The organism is Paenibacillus sp. RC67, assembly GCF_030020805.1.
Taxonomy (GTDB): Bacteria; Bacillota; Bacilli; order Paenibacillales; family NBRC-103111; genus Paenibacillus_S.
On record NZ_CP125098.1, the window covers coordinates 5,665,691 to 5,682,722 of the forward strand.

A 17,032-nucleotide genomic window follows, 5' to 3' on the forward strand; every position below is an offset into this window, starting at 1 on the left:
GCGGCTTAGCCCTGCGCCGTCGCACCCACGCGCTTCGCCCACCACGCCGTGACAATCGGTGCCAAAATCGCTGTAACGATTACACATGAAGCTACAAGTGCTGTCGCTGTAGGAACGACTGGTGCGTACACGGAATTGGCTGCCGCTACGGCCGCTGGAACTCCAGCGGCATTCCCGGCCGTTGATGCAGCGGACAGACCTGCAATTCCGTTGCCGCCCGTTAAACGATCCATAAGCAGAAGCGTAATTCCGGTAACTACGACGACTCCAATGCCAAGCATAACGCCGAGAATACCCGCTTGCCATACATTTTTCAAATTCAAGCCTGCACCAAGCGCAAATGAAAAGAAAGGGACCATCACCGGCACGGCTTTGCTCAAAAACTCGCGCAGTTCTTTGTCCAGGTTACCGAGTATCATACCGATGACTAGAGGAAGAATGGCTCCGACCAGCGTTTGCCATGGAAATGCAGCCAAACCAGCCACGCCCAAAGTAACCATCGTAAGAAACGGGCCCGATTCCAAGCACATGATAGAGTAAGCACCGACATCTTCTTTTTTGCCGAATTGGCCCATCAGCGCCATGTACAAGCCGCCGTTCGTGTCATTCATTGCCGCTACGATCGCTACGACAGACAAGCCCGCGAATAATCCGCTTTCAACCATGCCCTCTCCGAGAAATCTCGATGCAATCAATCCTACGACCACAGCTGTCAATACTTTAGTACCTAGCAGCGTTCCACCCTTTTTCAGAATGTAAGGGGTTGCTTTAAAGTCAATGGTCGAGCCCATACACACATAGAACACAGCCAGAATTGGCAGTGAACCGGTCATTAACGCCCCGGTAAACGATCCAAACGTCTTAGGAATCGAAGGAAAGAGCGTGTTAATAATGGCACCCAGAAGCAAAGGCACGATCATCATTCCGCCAGGAATACGTTCAATTGTCGCTTTAATTTTCACAAGAAGCCCTCCATGATGATTGTTTTATTTTGCAACAATGTGATAGGTTGTGAACCTTACTTCTGCATTATAACAAGCACTCTCCTTTTCACTCAATCGCAATTATGTTTTATTTTTAAACATTTTATTCATTTTTCTCCACAAGGTCGCCCGGTTTATGCCCAGCCGCTTACAGGTTTTGGATTGATTCATTCCTTCCTCCTGCAGCACTTGCCGCAAAATCCGTTCCTCAATTTCCTCATATGTACCGCTCAGATCAATCTGGATATAAGTCTCTTGCGACGAGCGGGAGCCTGAATGCTGAAGCAGCCGTTCCCAAACTTGATCTACTTCTTCCCATTCGGTATAGTTGCCCTTCGTCATCAAAAGCATTTCACGGATCGTACTCTCAAATTCAGGAATATTGCCGGGCCAGTCATACTGTGTAAGCCGCTCGAGCACTGTCTCTCGCATCCCTACAATCTGTTTACCGGATTGGGAGTTATATTCGGCGATCATCACCCGGATCATTTCCTCCGCATCCTCCACGTGCTCTCGCAGCGGCGGAACGGTCAGATGCAGTTCTCCTATCGCATAAATCAATTCTTGATTATAATCCCCGCGTTTAGCTAGCTTCGTCATCGGGATGGAGGAGGACGCAATAAAACGAAAGTTGCGGTTATTGCGGATCAACTGCAGGACACTCTCCTGCGCCTCCGGGCTTAAACGATCTGCACGGTTTAAATACAGTGTCCCCGAATAGCCTCCCTCTAGTAATCCCGAAACCCCGACACTTCCGTGTACAAGCCGGTTCATCTCTTCATCCAGGACTTCATCGCACGCAATCATATAGAAGCCTTCCTGCTCCCGACGGCTTGCAGAATGGATCGCTTGTGCAAACATAAATTTGCCGCTTCCCCGCTCTCCTGAAATCCATAGATTAGAGGTAGAGCCTGCGAATTTTTTGGCGCGGTTCACTGTTTTTTGGAGTGTCGGGCTGGTACCCGCCAGTTGGGTAAAGGTAACAAGACGTGACGGGATGTATGCTTCAAAGCGCCTCTCGCTCCGCCATGCCGTTAGTGACTCCAGATAGACCAGAAAGCCCGGATGACCTGCTGCTGTTTCATGCAGCATCACGTTCACCTTGTACTGCTCGTCGAACAAATGCACGTAGTGCTCTCCGTCGGAAATGTACCGACTTTCATCGGTTTGCTTAATCACATTGGCCAAAGCGGGGGAAGCCAGTACGACATTCTGCCCCTGCAGACCTTCTTCCGATTGTCTAAGCATCCGGCAGGCTGCCTGGTTCACATATTCAACTCGCCGCAGTTCATCCAAGACAATAATGCCACGCTTATCTGCATCTAGCAGCCGCCGGTAGAAGTGTACTTTTTCCTGTCCATTGCGGTATACCTCGTATACTCTCAGCACTTCCCCCAGCATATCTTCAGCGGACTCCCTGCCGGAAGTGATAAGAATGCCTCTATATCCCATGTCCTGCGCGGTGCGGATGGTGACCATATCGCCAAGAACGATCTGAACACCGGACTGAAAAGCCTGCTGCAACGCCACGGCGACTTCAGCTTCATGCTGTACCTCGTAAGAAGGAATATCGATTTGAAGCAGGCTGGATACTTCTGCAACCCCTCGGCAGATCGAAGGAAATCCGATAATAGCGACAGTGGCGTTCGTATTCTTCACCAGAGTCAACACACGCAAAATATCGTATCCGGACACCGGAATATCTATCACAGGGATTTTTACATGCTCACGAATCACCGTAGCCGTTCCGCCACGGCTTACAATCATGTTGTATCCTCGCTCCTCTGCATGCTGAACGAGAGGAATCGCTTCCTGCAAATCGGCAACCTCTACGTCCATTTGAATCGATTCTACCTGGCCCGCTGCTTCGAGCAGCACATCCTTTAAGCCGGGATAAGGCGCTATCGCCAATATACGAATTTTCGTTTGCATATTAATCCTCCGAATAGTGTTGCAAAATAGGTCAATTCGTGTTTAGTATACACCAATAAGAAGGAATTGTTGGGGAATAAAGTGGATACGAAATGGAGTTGCCCGTTGAAATCACAGTGGACGCAATAAAGGAGTTAAGCCCCTGCAGCGGCTTAACTCCTTTCAAATACTCATTTTTCTAACCTTTCAATTAAACACATTTTCGAATGCACGTATACATTTGCCGTCCTTCGAAGTATCCAATACCGCGAACCTGACTTCCGAGAACAACAAGCCAAAGCCTTCCTCTTTCAATAGTTCCTGCCACCAGCCTGCGACCTTCACCGGATCGTTCCGAAATACGCCGCAACCGTATGCTCCCAAAACGAGGTTTTTGTTTTCCTTACTAGCAAATATCGCCAAAGCCAACCGCATACGGTCTTTCATCACACGCTCCGCTTTATGCTGATCCTCTCCTTTTAGCATAACCTGTCCATAGTTCACGGCGGGCAACGTTAGCACCGAAGCCTTAATCGGCCGTTTCATGAGGTTAAATCGCTCATCGCGGAAAAAGATGACATCAGGGGAATAAATGGCATGGTCGGTATACATCATAGAACGGTAAGCACGATTGGCTGAATAGTAGCCTTCGTTGCGCAGCAATGTTCCGTATAATCCACTGGAAGCCGCCAGACTTTCCTCCTGTGCCATGGCTCCGTTCAGAAAACCGCCTCCAGGATTTTTCGCGCTGGCGAAGTTTAACACACCGATCTGCTCTCTCCCTGCTTCCGTAAGATCCACTATAGCCTTTACAGTCGCCTCATTGGTGACGGAATATACGGCTGCTTGTTGTGACTTAGACAACAGATGACAATCGCGTACCAAAGCCGCACCCTGTGCAGGTGTAATCAGATGGCTGTTGTCCTCCGAATGTTTCTGCGCCGTGGCGAAATCTATCCGTTGCCCATTATATTCATAGTAGCCTTGCTGCTGAATCCTCAAGGTCTCCTGGGCAATTTCCTTTCTACTCATCTTAATCCCCTTCTTTCAACAATAACTCGTCTCGCACTTCGGTCAGCGCGAAACCCAGCAGGTTTTTGCCCCGCCATTTCATTGGATTCTCTACGTTTGGGTCAGCTTGGCCCATACCAATGCCCCAAATTCGATCTAGTGGGCTGGCTTCTACCAAAATACGATTTTTCGTTGACCTGAGAAAATCTCCGAGCTCCGGATTCTGCGAGAATTTGGCCAAGCTGCCTCGCTTGACGATGCTGTAGCATTGACTCTCCCAGACTTCATTGTCGAAGTTTCTCACCGCACGCCCCAAAGCCTTCATCTCCTTAGGGTGCTTAGCCTTCAAGATGGAGGCCAAAATCTCGTCATCCTTGAATAGCCGCGCCTTCTCCGCCATCATATATTGTTCTGCACAGGAATACTCCGTTCCCTCGGCAACGAACGGGCTCATCCACCACTGGCTGAAGCAGCTTTTATCCACGCTTCCATCACTTGGCGGCGTATGGCCCCAGAAAAACAGAAACTTGAATGTTTTTCCACTGCGATAAGCGTTACGTAAATCATCGATTCCGTAAATCATCAAAACTCCTCCAAACTTCTTCGATACAAGCGGGATGGCCGGTGGCCCGCATTTTCGGTATAGTGATCTGTTTCTGTTACGAGGTCAACCACTTTACGTCGGAATGCAGCTTTCAGCAGCTCTTTATCCAAAATTACCTCGTATACCTGTTGCAATTCCGTTAAGGTAAACAACTTCGGCATCAAGTGAAGCGCAATATCGGTATAGTTAACCTTGCCCCGTAAACGCTCGATGGCGTAGGCAATAATCTTTGCATGATCGAAAGCCAAACCGTCATTGGATACGATGTTGTACGACGTTGAAGTCGAAGTTAGCGTCGCTTTAACCTTCCGTTCCACTACGGCGGCCAACTCCCCGTGCTCGGAGCTCAGCTTCAGCTCGTACTGCAGCGTCTTTACGTATCCGCCCTCGATTAGCTCCTTCTGCTCTCGCAGAAGCCGGTAGCAAACCTTGAACCACGCAGCATTGGCAGCATCATCTCCCGCCTTCAACTGCACCTGGCCACTGTTGATCAGCGCCATATAACAGCAGCTCATGACCCAAGTACGGGGATCACGTCCTATATCGCTGAACGTATATAATTGCTCCAGATACACGTTCTCCACGCCGGTTTCCTCCCGCAGTTCCCTTGTAGCAGCCTGTTCTGTCGTCTCATTCGGCCGAACGAAGCCGCCCGGCAATGCCCATTTGCCCAGAAAAGAATGCCCTCCCCGTCGAATGAGCAAAATCCTCAGCTCCTTTTCAGGAAGCTTGCGGTAATTGTCCTCGTCCTCGTCCGTGACGGTGAAGATAACCATATCCGCTGCAACCGAGGGACGCTCGTAATCTTCCGCCTGATACCTTTCCATGAATTGGCGTTCCGTCAGTCCGTCGCGATCCACAATGTCCACCATATGTTCCTCACCTATTCATCTCTTTTTAGTTACTAGCTCTCACCGAATTAATTGTCGTATGGCTTGAACCTTCCCAATACCTCGTCTACTTTTCCCAATCGTTCCTCAAGGCTCCCTCTCAGTGTTACAAAGGGAATCCGGCGCTCTTTCAAATCCGCGATAATCTGTTTGTGGAAAACATGCCGCTTCTGATCCCCGCTTCGATCCCAAGTATCATCATAAGGAATATCATCGTCGCATAAGAAAAACAAGTCGTATCTCTGAGCGTTTTCCAGTGCAATTCGGGTTAACAGCTCCGGTGCCTGACCGTGATAGTCCAGTGCGAACATATAGGTAGTAATCGCATTGGTGTCAACAAATAGATACCGATTCGCCCCAAGTAAAGCCTTCTCTTCCCGCTCGATATGCCCAACCGCTATCTCATCAAAGGCAGCCAGACCGATTCTTCTGTCCACTTGATGCTCGGTCCAGTAGTCCCGTCCGTACTCACTTGCGAATGTCGTCTGATACCGTCTCGCCAAAGCTTCGGTTATGGTGGATTTGCCTGTCGACATCGCTCCCACGAACACGACTTTCGTAATTAAGTCCCGGTAAACGATATCACTTATAAACTCCCGATACTTATAAGGGTCGGAACGGATCATCGTTGCTGAGATCGGGACAAGCTTACGATCTTCATCCACTCGCCTATCCACCGCACCTAAAGCGATGCTCATATGTTCACCATAAAACTCGCTTGAGTAAAAATGCGTCACTTGCTCGCCCTTCAGCAAACCCAGAATATATTGTTCTTCCCGAATCTCATGGTCCCGATCGTTTGAATATCCATCCGGGCCGTCCCAGGCTTCGATGACCCGAACCGTCGGATAAAGCTTCCGAATCCAGTTCGCCCGAATATGAAGTGGAACCGTCATGACTTTCGTCTCGTAGATGACAATAATCAGCTCATCGACCTCTTGCAGCGCTGTTTCAAACATGAACTGATGTCCTTTATGCAGCGGAGCAAACTTTCCCAAAGTTAATCCCAACGTTTTCATTGCATTACCTCCTTGACCCCTTTATTCCATGTGTAGTAGCCATATAATGCATTGATCAGGTATGCGCTCCACATAACGATCATCAACACGCCGTCCGGACTCCCGTCCAGCATTCTAATCACCCACAACAGCACTGTGAAAATATTCAGCACAATATAGATCAGCCATTGCTCTTTAAACCTTCTCACCATCAAAAAGGTAGCCACAACCGATAACACAGTCGTAAGGGCATCGATATAAGGGGAATTCTGTCCCGGTATGAACGACAGTCCGAATCCGAGCAGCAGGCTGCCTAACACGCAAAGAACAATGACGAGGAACAAACTTCTCTGATCCATCTGCCGCATGGCCAACTTGCCACCATCGCGGTGCTTCTTCCACATAAAGAAACCAATCGCATTCATGGGAACGAAGAACAGTAGATTCAGCATGACCTCCCCAAACAATCCGTTCATATAAGCCAAATAAGCGTAGCCCAGTGTATTGTACATACCGAAAATATAAGTCATCAGGTTGCCTTTGGCCGCGAGGACCACACATAATACTCCCGTAAGGAATACCGTGAATCCGAACAAAGTATCCTTCATAATAACCGTTAACACGATAGCGATTCCAGAGAATAGGCCCAGCCAAGCTATTTCGTATAAGTTCCATCCACCCAAAGATTTTCTCACTTGTATCCCCTCTGCTTTCGTCCTAATCTCGAGACTGTCAAGATCCGGCTCCATCTTCGTAATTAATTGATAATATCAATTTGTTAATATCAAAAATATCAGAAAAGAAACCCAAAATCAAGTCTTTTTTTCCTGAAACTGCCTCTTTTATGTTTAGCCCACTCGGTGTAAATGGCCTTGGAGCTTGAATTTAACCCGTTATAATAAAAAAATGACCTGATAGAGATCACTTTTTCAAAAGTATCCTCTCACAGGTCATAAAATCACTATTATTTAAATTCAATTTCTTTTTCCATAATATAATCGTCCATCACAAATCCATTTCCTATATCCGCTACCTGAGTACGTACTGTTTTAAAGCCCTTTTTCTCATAAATTGCAATCGTCGCATCATTATATCGATTAACAGTAAGCCACATAGTACTCAATCTTCTCTTTTTGCACATATCCACCAAAAACTCCATAGCTAGGCTTGCATAGCCCTTTCCTCGATATTCTTTTAATATATAAAATTTACTTAGAAACAACTTGCCTTCTTCCTGCTTCACACCCAAATAGCCGATGTTGTTGCCATTCCTGCTCATGAAGTAGTACTCATAGCCTTGATTATGAATTTGGTCAGTAATTGCATTAATGGATTGAAATTTCCCTACCATATAGTCGATTTGTTCCTTGGATATGATACACACAAAATATTCATACCAAATGTCTGATGCTAATTGAGCTAAGTTCGCAACTTCATTCTCTGTCTCTACATTTGGGAATACGAGTTCCATGAAATTCACCCTCTCTTTTCTGCTAATTACATGATACCCTCATTCTCAATCCACCAGAGCGACAGGCTTTTCATATAGACTGAAACCGTCTTTTTCGCCCTTATAGGCGTATCCATTCTGACTATAAAAGTTGTTTAGCAGCAAGCTATTGGCTATGCAGTCCAGCCGAACTATTTTTTTCTCGTCAAAACGGATGCCAGAGTCGCACCATTGTAGTATAGCTTGTCCTAGCCCAGTGTTTGCATATTTGCGCTTCACTGCCAACCGGTGCAAATAAATCGCCTGATCCTCATGGTGCGCATTTGAACCCCACAGCTTATTATCCCAATCACTCTGCTCCCGAAGCAACAACACGGTCCCTGCTACATCCTCCTCGAACTTGCAGATAAAAACATCTCCACGTCGAATTGCACCAGCCGTATCATGTGAATCGTGGCCCTCAAGGAGACCCTTCCATTGAGAAGAACCCTTGCTGCGCAGCCATTCTGCTATTTCCAATAGTAATGCCATAATGGCTTCAGTATCTTCTGGTCGTGCTTGACTCATAGTAAATTTTCCGTTTATTTGATCATGTTTAATGGTAAATGGTTGTTTCATTGGAATCCTCCTTTGCATTATAAAAACACTATAGCCAGTAAAGGAATCGTCGTCAAACTACGCCATTATTTTGGCCTGTTCCCTAGCTCGATGGGTCTCATAATTTCCAATTATGTACATATGATTAGCGTGGGGTAATTAATAAACGGATTGCTCTAAAATATTTGAAGGGGGAGATCCCATGGAATCGAATGTGAATCAAAATCTCCAGCAACAGAATCAAACCGCGCCCATCTTGACTGTAAAAGACTGGATGTTGACGATGCTACTTTTAGCCATTCCTGTGGTTAATCTCATCATGTTATTTGTTTGGGCTTTTGGTGGTGGAGCAAATCCATCCAAGGCAAACTACGCCAAAGCCGGGCTTCTTTGGGCAGTTATCGCCATTGTTCTTTACTTTCTTGTAGCTGTTCTTTTTCTTGGAAGTATTTTTGCCGGTTTAAAGGTTGGCATGAATTAGAAAATAAAGAAAAGTGCCCTAATCCATCTGAAAAGATTGGCTTTGGCACTTTTTTTATGTTATCGACGTTAAAGAACGGGTTCACATACGTGCTCTGACGGTGCGACTATATTCCGTAGGGCTCATGCCCGTTGCCTTTTTATAAGCTTTTGAGAAATAATGGACGCTGCTGAATCCGAGCTGTTGGGCTATTTCAGTTATGCTGCAGGATTCCTCACGAATGAGTTGCTTCGCTTTTTCAATTTTCAATCTGGCGAAATACCCCATGATCGTATAACCTGTTCCTTTTTTGAAAATTTCCTTAAGCCGCGTCTTGGCTATGTGTTGCGATTCGCTAACTTCCTCTAGTGTCAGATTACGGTCCAAATGATCCTCCAGGAACTCAATGACTTGTTTGGACAAGTTATAGTTCTCCTTTTCTCGAGAGGTTGACGAGAGTATAGGCTTCATATCTTCGAAATTATTTTTGCGTAATAAATGAATTAGCAGCGTTTCAAGATATAGCTTGATCATCTGTTCCGAGCCAATTAGTGCATCACTCCGCCGGCTAGTGAATAAGGGGTATGAAAAGGGGAAGTAAAATGATTCTGTACCTTCTTTTACGATCTGGGCAAGTAAGTTTCGTTCAATATCTCCTAACGACATCACTCGATTCTCGAAATATTTCATTGCCTCGGACTGGCAGTCAAACGTTACAACGATCAAATTAGGTGCTTTTTCCTTATGTGCATAGAAGCTATGAAATTCGTTGGGCTTATGGAATATTATGGTTCCTTGCCCTAGGAGATGACGTTCTGAATCCGTAAGTACTTCAACCTCGCCTTTGTCCACATATAGAAACTCCCAGAAATCATGACGTTCTCCTGAAAAAACGTAATTCTTCCCAAATTCAAAATAGTACATCGTTATTAGATTTTGAATGACAATCGTTTGATTCAGACTCGTCCTTTTATAATCCATCATGTTTCATTTGCCCCTTGAACGTTTTCTGTAACCTTCCTTATGATACAGCTTGTTTTCGTCGGGGAAAAGTATGATTTTGTAATCGGACTAGATAGTCAGAGACACATCTCAAGTGCATCTAAAATGATAACTAGCTGAATTGACAAAAAATGCGGCTTCCAGGACAAAGAAATAATCTCGCCCCCCTCTTATACTGAAGTCAGGATTCAACGAATACATGAGGGAGGTATCATAGATGAAAATTGGAGTCATCGGTTATGGCTTGCGAATTAGAGGGGTTATCAATAACGAGCTCAAAAAATTAGATCCGGATGTTCAAATCTCGGGGCTGGTAGATATTAATCCCGCAAAACATGTGCAGGTACAGCAGGATGGATCAGAGCATGTTCGTATTTTCGAAACCCCTGAAGCAATGCTCGAAGAAATAGATCTGGATGGTATTATGATTGGCACACGCTGCTCACTGCATACCCCAATGGCACTTAAGGTGCTGTCTAGTGGCTTGCCGTTATTTTTGGAGAAACCTGTAGCAACAAACATGAAGGATGTGCAGCGGCTTAAGAACGGCTATGAGGCGTCAGCTAACCGCAAAGTGGTCGTATCGTTTCCTTTACGGGTTACGTCTATTGTTCAATTAGCCAAAGAGATTATAGACTCTGGCAAAATCGGTTCCGTAGAGCATGTACAGGCCATCAATAACGTGCCCTATGGTAATGTATATTTTCAGAGCTGGTACCGGGACGAGGAAGAAACAGGCGGCCTTTTCTTGCAAAAAGCAACGCATGATTTCGATTACATTAACTATGTGCTGGGAACAAAGCCTGAATCAGTGGCCACGATGGCATCCAAGCAGATTTTTAAAGGAACTAAACCTTCCGGTCTCAAATGCATCGAATGTGAGGAGAATAGAACCTGTCCGGAAAGTACGGCGTTTCGTACCGACAGCCTCAAAGAAGAATGGGCTCATTGCTGCTTCGCGAAGGATACTGGCAACGAGGACTCAAGTAGTGCGTTGATTCGATATGAAAGCGGTCTGCACGTGTCGTATTCACAAAACTTTTTTGCCCGTAATAAAGCAGCTGCACGCGGGGCGCGCTTCCTTGGCTACAAAGGAACTCTCGAATTCGATTTTTACACTGGAGTAGTTAAAGTATACATGCACCATTCTCCACGCGTCGAAACGTATGAATTTACAGGAGATAAGGGGCATTTCGGTGGCGATTCAGAGCTAGCGCGCTGCTTCTTGGGGCTAATGGATGGCAGCATGGAGAGGTCAGTCTCTCCGCTCGAAGACGGACTGATTAGCGCACTTCTGTGTTTGAAAGCACAACAGTCCTCGATCACGGGCACATTTCAAGAAATTGCATGGGACTAGAACATTACATCCGAACGGTTTCCATTGACCTTCGTATGACAGAATTTCAAAAAGCCAAGAGCAGAGCTCCTGGCTTTTGAATAGCCTTGCCATTCTTCTCTCCACCACACTGAAAAGCTACTCTGTTTCCACTAAATTCCCCCGCATTCTCCATTTTCTAAAAAGCGTTCAATACGATTTTTTATCGAATCACGAACTGCACGGAACTTAGCTATAATTTCATCCTCTGTTCCAGTTGCTTGGGCAGGGTCATCAAACCCCCAATGCCATTTGGTTACATTCTTGTTAGTGATCACAGGACAATGCTCATCCGCATGACCACATAGTGTTATTACAATGTCAGCACGATTTAAAGTTTCCGGATCTATGACATCAGAAGTATTATTGCTGATATCAACACCAGCTTCTTTCATTACTTGAATTGCTCGAGGATTCAGCCCGTGCGCTTCAAGACCTGCACTTCTTACTTCATATTTGTCGCTGCCCAGAGCTTTTAAAAATCCATCTGCAATTTGACTTCTACAAGAGTTTCCTGTGCACAAAAAATAGATTAATGGTTTCTTTTCCACTGTAAGCCCCCCTTAATATAATGAATGTTAAATACCCTGCCTCCCTCTTTTGGCTTGGCTGCTCGTAACTATCATCTTAAAAATCATCGTGAGGACTGCAATCAATATCACAATAACAATAATTGAAATCCACACGTTAATGTTTAGTGTTTGTATGAAATACAGCCATAAGTAAAGCCCTGCTAGCGTAATGAACAATGTAGGAACTGTAAGCAAAATACCTATCTTGAAATAATAACCCCAACTGATTTTGACATTTTTGCGGGAAAGTACATGCAGCCAAAGAAGAGTAGCTAGAGAGCCGATCGGCGTAATTTTCGGACCCAAATCAGAACCAATTACATTGGCATAAACTAGTGCCTCGCGCAGGATTCCTTGTGTCTGTGTGCCCTTGATTGCCAGAGCATCAATCATAACTGTTGGCAAGTTATTCATAAAAGAGGATAATATGGCTGCAATAAAGCCCATACCTACCGTTGCTGCAAAGAGACCCTTGTCTGCAACTGCCTGTATAACACTACCTAGTGCATCCGTTAAACCAGCATTTCTCAGTCCATAAACTACCACGTACATACCAATCGAGAAGATAACAACCGCCCAAGGCGCTCCCATAATGAGTTTTTTAATATGAATTACTGGACTCCTTCTCGCAGCAAAAAGGAAAACGATTGCCGCCATTCCCGCTATAATGGAAACGGGAATCGAGAAGAATTCACTGCCGAAATAAGCAACTAGCAGAACGGATAAAATCCCCCACGACAACTTGAACAATCTCAAGTCGTTAATTGCCTCTTTGGGCTTCTTAAGTTGATTTATACTGTAATTCTTCGGAATGCCGTTTCTAAAAAGTAGATATAAAACGATAAGACTGCCGATAATGGAGAAGAAATTCGGAACGATCATCCGGCTGGCATACTCTACAAAGCCTATACCAAAGTAATCTGCAGAAACGATATTAACCAAATTGCTTACGACAAGTGGCAGTGAAGCTGTATCGGCAATAAATCCACTCGCCATAATAAATGGTAAGATCATTTTCTCTTCAAATTTTAACACCCTAACGATAGAAAGTACGATTGGCGTAATAATTAGCGCTGCGCCGTCGTTTGCAAATAGCGCTGCTACAGCAGCTCCGAGCAAAATAACAAACAGGAACATGACCTGCCCATTTCCTTTTGCAAGGCGAGCCATATGCAGCGCTGCCCATTCAAAAAGACCAATTTCATCTAATATCAGAGAGATTAGAATAATGGCTACAAAAGTAAGTGTTGCATTCCAAACGATACCTGTAACAGTGCCCACATCCGCAAAGCTAACCACACCAAAGATCAAAGCAAGAATTGCACCTGCGGACGCGGACCAACCAATATTTAATCCTTTCGGCTGCCAAATTACGAAAGTCAGCGTAAGCAAAAATATAATCACAGCAAGGATAGTCATTCTTCCTCCAGAACTTCACAGCAGTTATTTTTGAGACCAACTATCTTTTTTTTCATTGAAGGTAAATAATCAAAAATACATTGTACATATGGTTCAGCCTCATAATTAAGTGAGTAATATACCCACTGCCCTTTTTTCTTTTCATTTAATAGCCCTGCAGATTTGAGTTTACGAAGATGCTGGCTGGCATTGGGCTGTGACATACCAATAATTTCGGTAATGTCGCAAACACAAAGCTCATGTTCTTTCAACAATGCGATGATCGTTAGCCGCGTTTTATCTGCTAATAACTTGTACGCTTCTGCCATGTCTTCAATATTATGTTCCATATGTAGCCCCCCCTTTATCCAAAAAATCCTTGCTGCTTAATAGAACCACTCGGCTATGAACACATAAAAAGCAAAATTGAAGATTGTTCATTATTGTAACCTCTCACACCAATCATCCACTCAAATAATTATATAACGATTCAGTTATATAATCAATTGCTTATATTTAAAATTTTTGTACAAAAGGATGCTGCGATATCTGCGCAATACACCCTTTTAAAGATAATCTTTTTTATTAGATGATTTTGGGCGATGACTCTGGCTTAGTGACAGGCGTGCAGCAAGCACTACTTGATTCTTCCGGATTTTCTGGTTCACAACATTGCTTGACAGCACCACGAATACTGCATACTCCTGTTTCTGGCAGGTCCAACTCGACTCTTTCGGCTGATTCCATATCTCCAGTCAGAGCAGCAACAACAGATCTAACTTGCTCATACCCTGTCGCCATCAAGAACGTCGGCGCTCTTCCATAACTTTTGGAACCTACGATATAGAAATCCTTTTCTGGCTGTCGAAGCTCCTTTTCGCCATGTGGTCTTACCGTACCACAGCTATGGACATTGGGATCAATTAGTGGAGCTAGCTCCAACACACTTTCCAAACTGGAATCTGTAGTCACTCTAACTTCGCGAACAAAGGATAAATCTGGACGTGAACCCGTATTTGATACGATTTCGTCAATTTCATCAATTGAAGTCCTTTCCCTTCCAATGGAACCAATGACTTGGACTTTTCTCCCATTCTTCCTTAACTCTTCGATATGGAGTGACGTTATGACTTTGACTATACCTGATTCAACTAATTGTTGAATTCGTGTGCCTAGATCTCCTCGAGCAGGAAGGCTATCTGCATCCCGCCCCCCATAAACATCTTCAAGTTTTGACTTTCTCAGTGCCCATACAATTTCAGTCTCGCTTACCTGCTCCTTGAGTGTTCCCAGTTCCAAAAGTGTATTGATTGCGGAGTGACCACTTCCAACTACAAGGACCTTTTTTCCACTATAACGTTCTTTATCTTTACCTAAAATATCAGGTATTCCATAATAAGTTTGACTACCAAGAGACTTCTCTTCTGCCGTAAAAATGCCATCTGAATGGACTGGATTCGGATTAGACCAAGTCCCTGATGCATCAACGATCGCTCTGGCCTCAAAGATAAACCGTTTATCATTTTTTTTAACGTGGATTACGAAAGGAAGCTGTTCGCGTCCCTGTGTTTTAACCTTGCTTAACCCCTTCCTGCTGATTGCAACTACTTGAGTTTGCAAATGAATAAAGGGTTTTATCTCCGATAATTGAGCCAGAGGCATCAAATACGATTCGACCAACTCTTTACCTGAAGGTATTGCGGAGTCGTCAGGTGCAACCCATCCGCTTGAAATCAGTAATTTTCTTGCAGCCTTATCTATGTTGTACTGCCAGGGTGAGAACAAACGAACATGTGCCCATTTCACTATGTTTGCTCCTACTTTCTCTCCTGCCTCAAATAGCACAAATGACTCCCCACGAGCAATGAGATGCGCAGCGGCTGCTAGACCTACAGGCCCCGAACCAATAATAGCGACGGGCAATTTGTTATTTTCTTTGGCTTCACAACAACTGGTTTGATTGACCTCTAAATTTATCATTTGTAATTCCTCCAAAATGTGTTTTATTTAAATCTATTAGCTCTATAAAAACTGAGTAAAACGTCATATCCAAAACGTTATTATTTGCATACTGCAAGTATTATGGATCGGGGGATAAAATAATTATCCCAATGGTGTACAGCACACTTTTGATTTCGCCATACTATCATTCAAGAGCTTTATGGATCGGACCACCATTTCTTGTTCAAATTCCGACATGTGTGACAAAACTTCTTTAAGATAATCATTCATCTGACCATCAATAACCGTTGCGATATATTTTCCCTGAGCGGTTAAAGTTAAAATAATTACCCTTCGATCTTCAGGCAGCGGCGTTTTCTTAACCAACTCCATCTTCACAAGTGTTTGTACTTGCCTACTAAATGTTGTAATATCTACAGATAAAGTATCAGCTAGCTGTTGTATGGATGGATTATGTTGACGATCAATTTCATAAAGGATATGGCTTTGAATTAATGAGATATCCATCCCTCCAGCAGTGCAACAATTTTTATCTAATAGACCAAAGCGGCGTGTCATGATTTGAAAAATTTCTCTCAGGTTATCCAATGTCTTCACCTCTTGAATTTATTTATACAACATTTATTTGCAAATTGCAAATTTTATTTTTATAAAACCTATCTATAATTTTTACAAGATGACGTGCTGCTCATTAGTGGATTGCCAATAAGCAGCCGATTCAACTCCCATTGAAGATGTACTTTACGAAACTTAAATCACAGGGCCACTATCAGGCCATTATTTTTTCACGCCTTCTTTCACTGCTTTCACTTCATACATATTAACTGTTGTGCTTATAATGTAATCCGGCTTCGGTTTACCGTTGTTTTGTCGATGCCCTTGAATATGGACATCACTTTTTTCCCAATTCTTCCAGTCCTCTACGGATTCCCATCGAATCATTACAATTACTTCTTCTACATCTTCTTGCTTCTTTCGATTCACCATGACAGTTCTGTCAATAAGCCCGTCCATAACATCCACCGGGCTTTCTTTAGTAAAGCGTTCAAGGGCCAGGTCCACCATACCCTTTTACACAACTATTGTTCTTGTTTGAATTAACATAGAATTGTCTCCTTATTGTAATATGTAAAGATATACAAACTTTCGGTTAGTTATTTTCTTTGCAGTTCTGCTTATTCTCTTCAAATTCAGCCCCACAATACGATATATCGTATTGAGTCAATGCTTGATTTTTAGTTTTTCTTCCTACCCTTTTGTTGTGCGAATTGTGACTCATTCGCGGGATTTCAAAGAAAGCACACTATCCCTTGACTTTTATCGTTTACAATCGTAAACTATAACCAACGTTTACAAGCGTAAACAATATACATGAAAAAAGGTGAAGATGTTGCACAATCCCCCTCACATTACCGAGGCTGAAAGTGAAGTGATGAAGCTTCTATGGCAGAAGGAACCTTTGACGTCTATTGAGATCATCTCCAAGTTGAAGGATCAGATGGACTGGTCGGACCAGACCATCAAAACATTCCTGAATCGGCTCCACAAAAAACAGGCGATCCGATTTGAAAAGTCCGGCAGGAACTACTTATATTATCCACTGGTTTCATACGACGAATATGTCAAAGCAGCGAACCGCTCCTTCCTGGATCGGATTTATAACGGGGCTGTCGGTATGTTGTTTGCGAAATTTATCGAAGAGGAAAAGCTCTCTGAAAGCGAAATTGAGCAGCTGCAGCAGCTATTGGAGAAAAAGAAAAGAGATGGCAGCTAGGATCGGCGGATGCTTCTGCCATGAGGTTGTAAGAAGGAGAACGAA

At 44.2% G+C, this 17,032-nt stretch carries 19 protein-coding genes; 3 read left to right on the forward strand and 16 right to left on the reverse strand.

Annotated features, from left to right (window positions below; all coding sequences use genetic code 11):
* Nucleotides 1-5: 5 nt before the first annotated feature.
* The 9 genes from QMA13_RS25640 to QMA13_RS25680 form a co-directional block, all read right to left on the reverse strand.
* Nucleotides 6-962, reverse strand: coding sequence for a 2-keto-3-deoxygluconate permease (locus QMA13_RS25640; protein ID WP_282936546.1), 957 nt, complete (start codon nucleotides 960-962; stop codon nucleotides 6-8).
* Nucleotides 963-1,064: 102 nt separating this feature from the next.
* Complete coding sequence (locus QMA13_RS25645) at nucleotides 1,065-2,915, reverse strand: sigma-54-dependent Fis family transcriptional regulator (protein WP_282936547.1); 1,851 nt, start codon at nucleotides 2,913-2,915, stop codon at nucleotides 1,065-1,067.
* A 186-nt stretch (nucleotides 2,916-3,101) separates the two neighbouring features.
* Nucleotides 3,102-3,926 (reverse strand): TIGR02452 family protein, encoded by an 825-nt coding sequence (locus QMA13_RS25650; protein WP_282936548.1) that lies wholly within the window; start codon nucleotides 3,924-3,926, stop codon nucleotides 3,102-3,104.
* 1 nt (nucleotide 3,927) lies between these two features.
* Entirely contained in the window at nucleotides 3,928-4,488 is a 561-nt protein-coding gene (locus tag QMA13_RS25655; RefSeq protein ID WP_282936549.1) for a riboflavin biosynthesis intermediates N-glycosidase, read from the reverse strand.
* On the reverse strand, nucleotides 4,488-5,378 hold the full coding sequence (locus tag QMA13_RS25660) for an NUDIX hydrolase (protein ID WP_282943555.1): 891 nt from the start codon (nucleotides 5,376-5,378) through the stop codon (nucleotides 4,488-4,490). The genes QMA13_RS25655 and QMA13_RS25660 overlap by 1 nt, the downstream gene beginning before the upstream one ends.
* Before the next feature lie 50 nt (nucleotides 5,379-5,428).
* A complete protein-coding gene (locus QMA13_RS25665; RefSeq protein WP_282936550.1) occupies nucleotides 5,429-6,418 on the reverse strand; it encodes an AAA family ATPase in 990 nt (329 codons plus the stop codon).
* Nucleotides 6,415-7,092, reverse strand: a complete 678-nt coding sequence (gene pnuC / locus QMA13_RS25670) for a nicotinamide riboside transporter PnuC (RefSeq protein WP_282936551.1) — start codon at nucleotides 7,090-7,092, stop codon at nucleotides 6,415-6,417. The genes QMA13_RS25665 and pnuC overlap by 4 nt, the downstream gene beginning before the upstream one ends.
* 269 nt (nucleotides 7,093-7,361) lie before the next feature.
* Nucleotides 7,362-7,868, reverse strand: coding sequence for a GNAT family N-acetyltransferase (locus QMA13_RS25675; protein ID WP_282936552.1), 507 nt, complete (start codon nucleotides 7,866-7,868; stop codon nucleotides 7,362-7,364).
* A 45-nt stretch (nucleotides 7,869-7,913) separates the two neighbouring features.
* On the reverse strand, nucleotides 7,914-8,465 hold the full coding sequence (locus QMA13_RS25680) for a GNAT family N-acetyltransferase (RefSeq protein WP_282936553.1): 552 nt from the start codon (nucleotides 8,463-8,465) through the stop codon (nucleotides 7,914-7,916).
* Between the two features lie 181 nt (nucleotides 8,466-8,646).
* Between QMA13_RS25680 and QMA13_RS25685 the strand changes: the two genes are divergently transcribed.
* Nucleotides 8,647-8,925: a hypothetical protein gene (locus tag QMA13_RS25685; RefSeq protein ID WP_282936554.1), complete on the forward strand. Its 279-nt coding sequence runs from the start codon at nucleotides 8,647-8,649 to the stop codon at nucleotides 8,923-8,925.
* A gap of 81 nt (nucleotides 8,926-9,006) precedes the next feature.
* Here the strand turns inward: QMA13_RS25685 and QMA13_RS25690 are convergent, their stop codons facing one another.
* Nucleotides 9,007-9,888 carry an AraC family transcriptional regulator gene (locus tag QMA13_RS25690; protein WP_282936555.1) on the reverse strand — a complete coding sequence of 294 codons (882 nt, stop codon included), beginning with the start codon at nucleotides 9,886-9,888 and terminating at the stop codon, nucleotides 9,007-9,009.
* A gap of 235 nt (nucleotides 9,889-10,123) precedes the next feature.
* Here QMA13_RS25690 and QMA13_RS25695 point away from each other — a divergent pair, with 235 nt between their 5' ends.
* Entirely contained in the window at nucleotides 10,124-11,263 is a 1,140-nt protein-coding gene (locus QMA13_RS25695) for a Gfo/Idh/MocA family protein (protein WP_282936556.1), read from the forward strand.
* Nucleotides 11,264-11,394: 131 nt separating this feature from the next.
* Here the strand turns inward: QMA13_RS25695 and arsC are convergent, their stop codons facing one another.
* The 6 genes from arsC to QMA13_RS25725 form a co-directional block, all read right to left on the reverse strand.
* The gene (arsC, locus tag QMA13_RS25700; protein ID WP_282936557.1) at nucleotides 11,395-11,832 is read right to left on the reverse strand and encodes an arsenate reductase (thioredoxin); all 438 of its coding nucleotides are present in this window, start codon (nucleotides 11,830-11,832) and stop codon (nucleotides 11,395-11,397) included.
* Between the two features lie 27 nt (nucleotides 11,833-11,859).
* Nucleotides 11,860-13,272: an arsenic transporter gene (locus QMA13_RS25705; protein WP_282936558.1), complete on the reverse strand. Its 1,413-nt coding sequence runs from the start codon at nucleotides 13,270-13,272 to the stop codon at nucleotides 11,860-11,862.
* A complete protein-coding gene (locus QMA13_RS25710; protein ID WP_282936559.1) occupies nucleotides 13,269-13,601 on the reverse strand; it encodes an ArsR/SmtB family transcription factor in 333 nt (110 codons plus the stop codon). Before QMA13_RS25710 ends, QMA13_RS25705 begins: the two co-directional genes overlap by 4 nt.
* A 235-nt stretch (nucleotides 13,602-13,836) precedes the next feature.
* A complete protein-coding gene (locus QMA13_RS25715) occupies nucleotides 13,837-15,231 on the reverse strand; it encodes an NAD(P)-binding domain-containing protein (RefSeq protein WP_282936560.1) in 1,395 nt (464 codons plus the stop codon).
* Nucleotides 15,232-15,354: 123 nt separating this feature from the next.
* Nucleotides 15,355-15,801, reverse strand: a complete 447-nt coding sequence (locus tag QMA13_RS25720; RefSeq protein ID WP_282936561.1) for a MarR family winged helix-turn-helix transcriptional regulator — start codon at nucleotides 15,799-15,801, stop codon at nucleotides 15,355-15,357.
* 189 nt (nucleotides 15,802-15,990) lie between these two features.
* The gene (locus tag QMA13_RS25725; RefSeq protein ID WP_282936562.1) at nucleotides 15,991-16,278 is read right to left on the reverse strand and encodes an antibiotic biosynthesis monooxygenase; all 288 of its coding nucleotides are present in this window, start codon (nucleotides 16,276-16,278) and stop codon (nucleotides 15,991-15,993) included.
* Between the two features lie 322 nt (nucleotides 16,279-16,600).
* Between QMA13_RS25725 and QMA13_RS25730 the strand changes: the two genes are divergently transcribed.
* Nucleotides 16,601-16,987, forward strand: coding sequence for a BlaI/MecI/CopY family transcriptional regulator (locus QMA13_RS25730; protein ID WP_282936563.1), 387 nt, complete (start codon nucleotides 16,601-16,603; stop codon nucleotides 16,985-16,987).
* Nucleotides 16,988-17,032 lie beyond the last annotated feature (45 nt).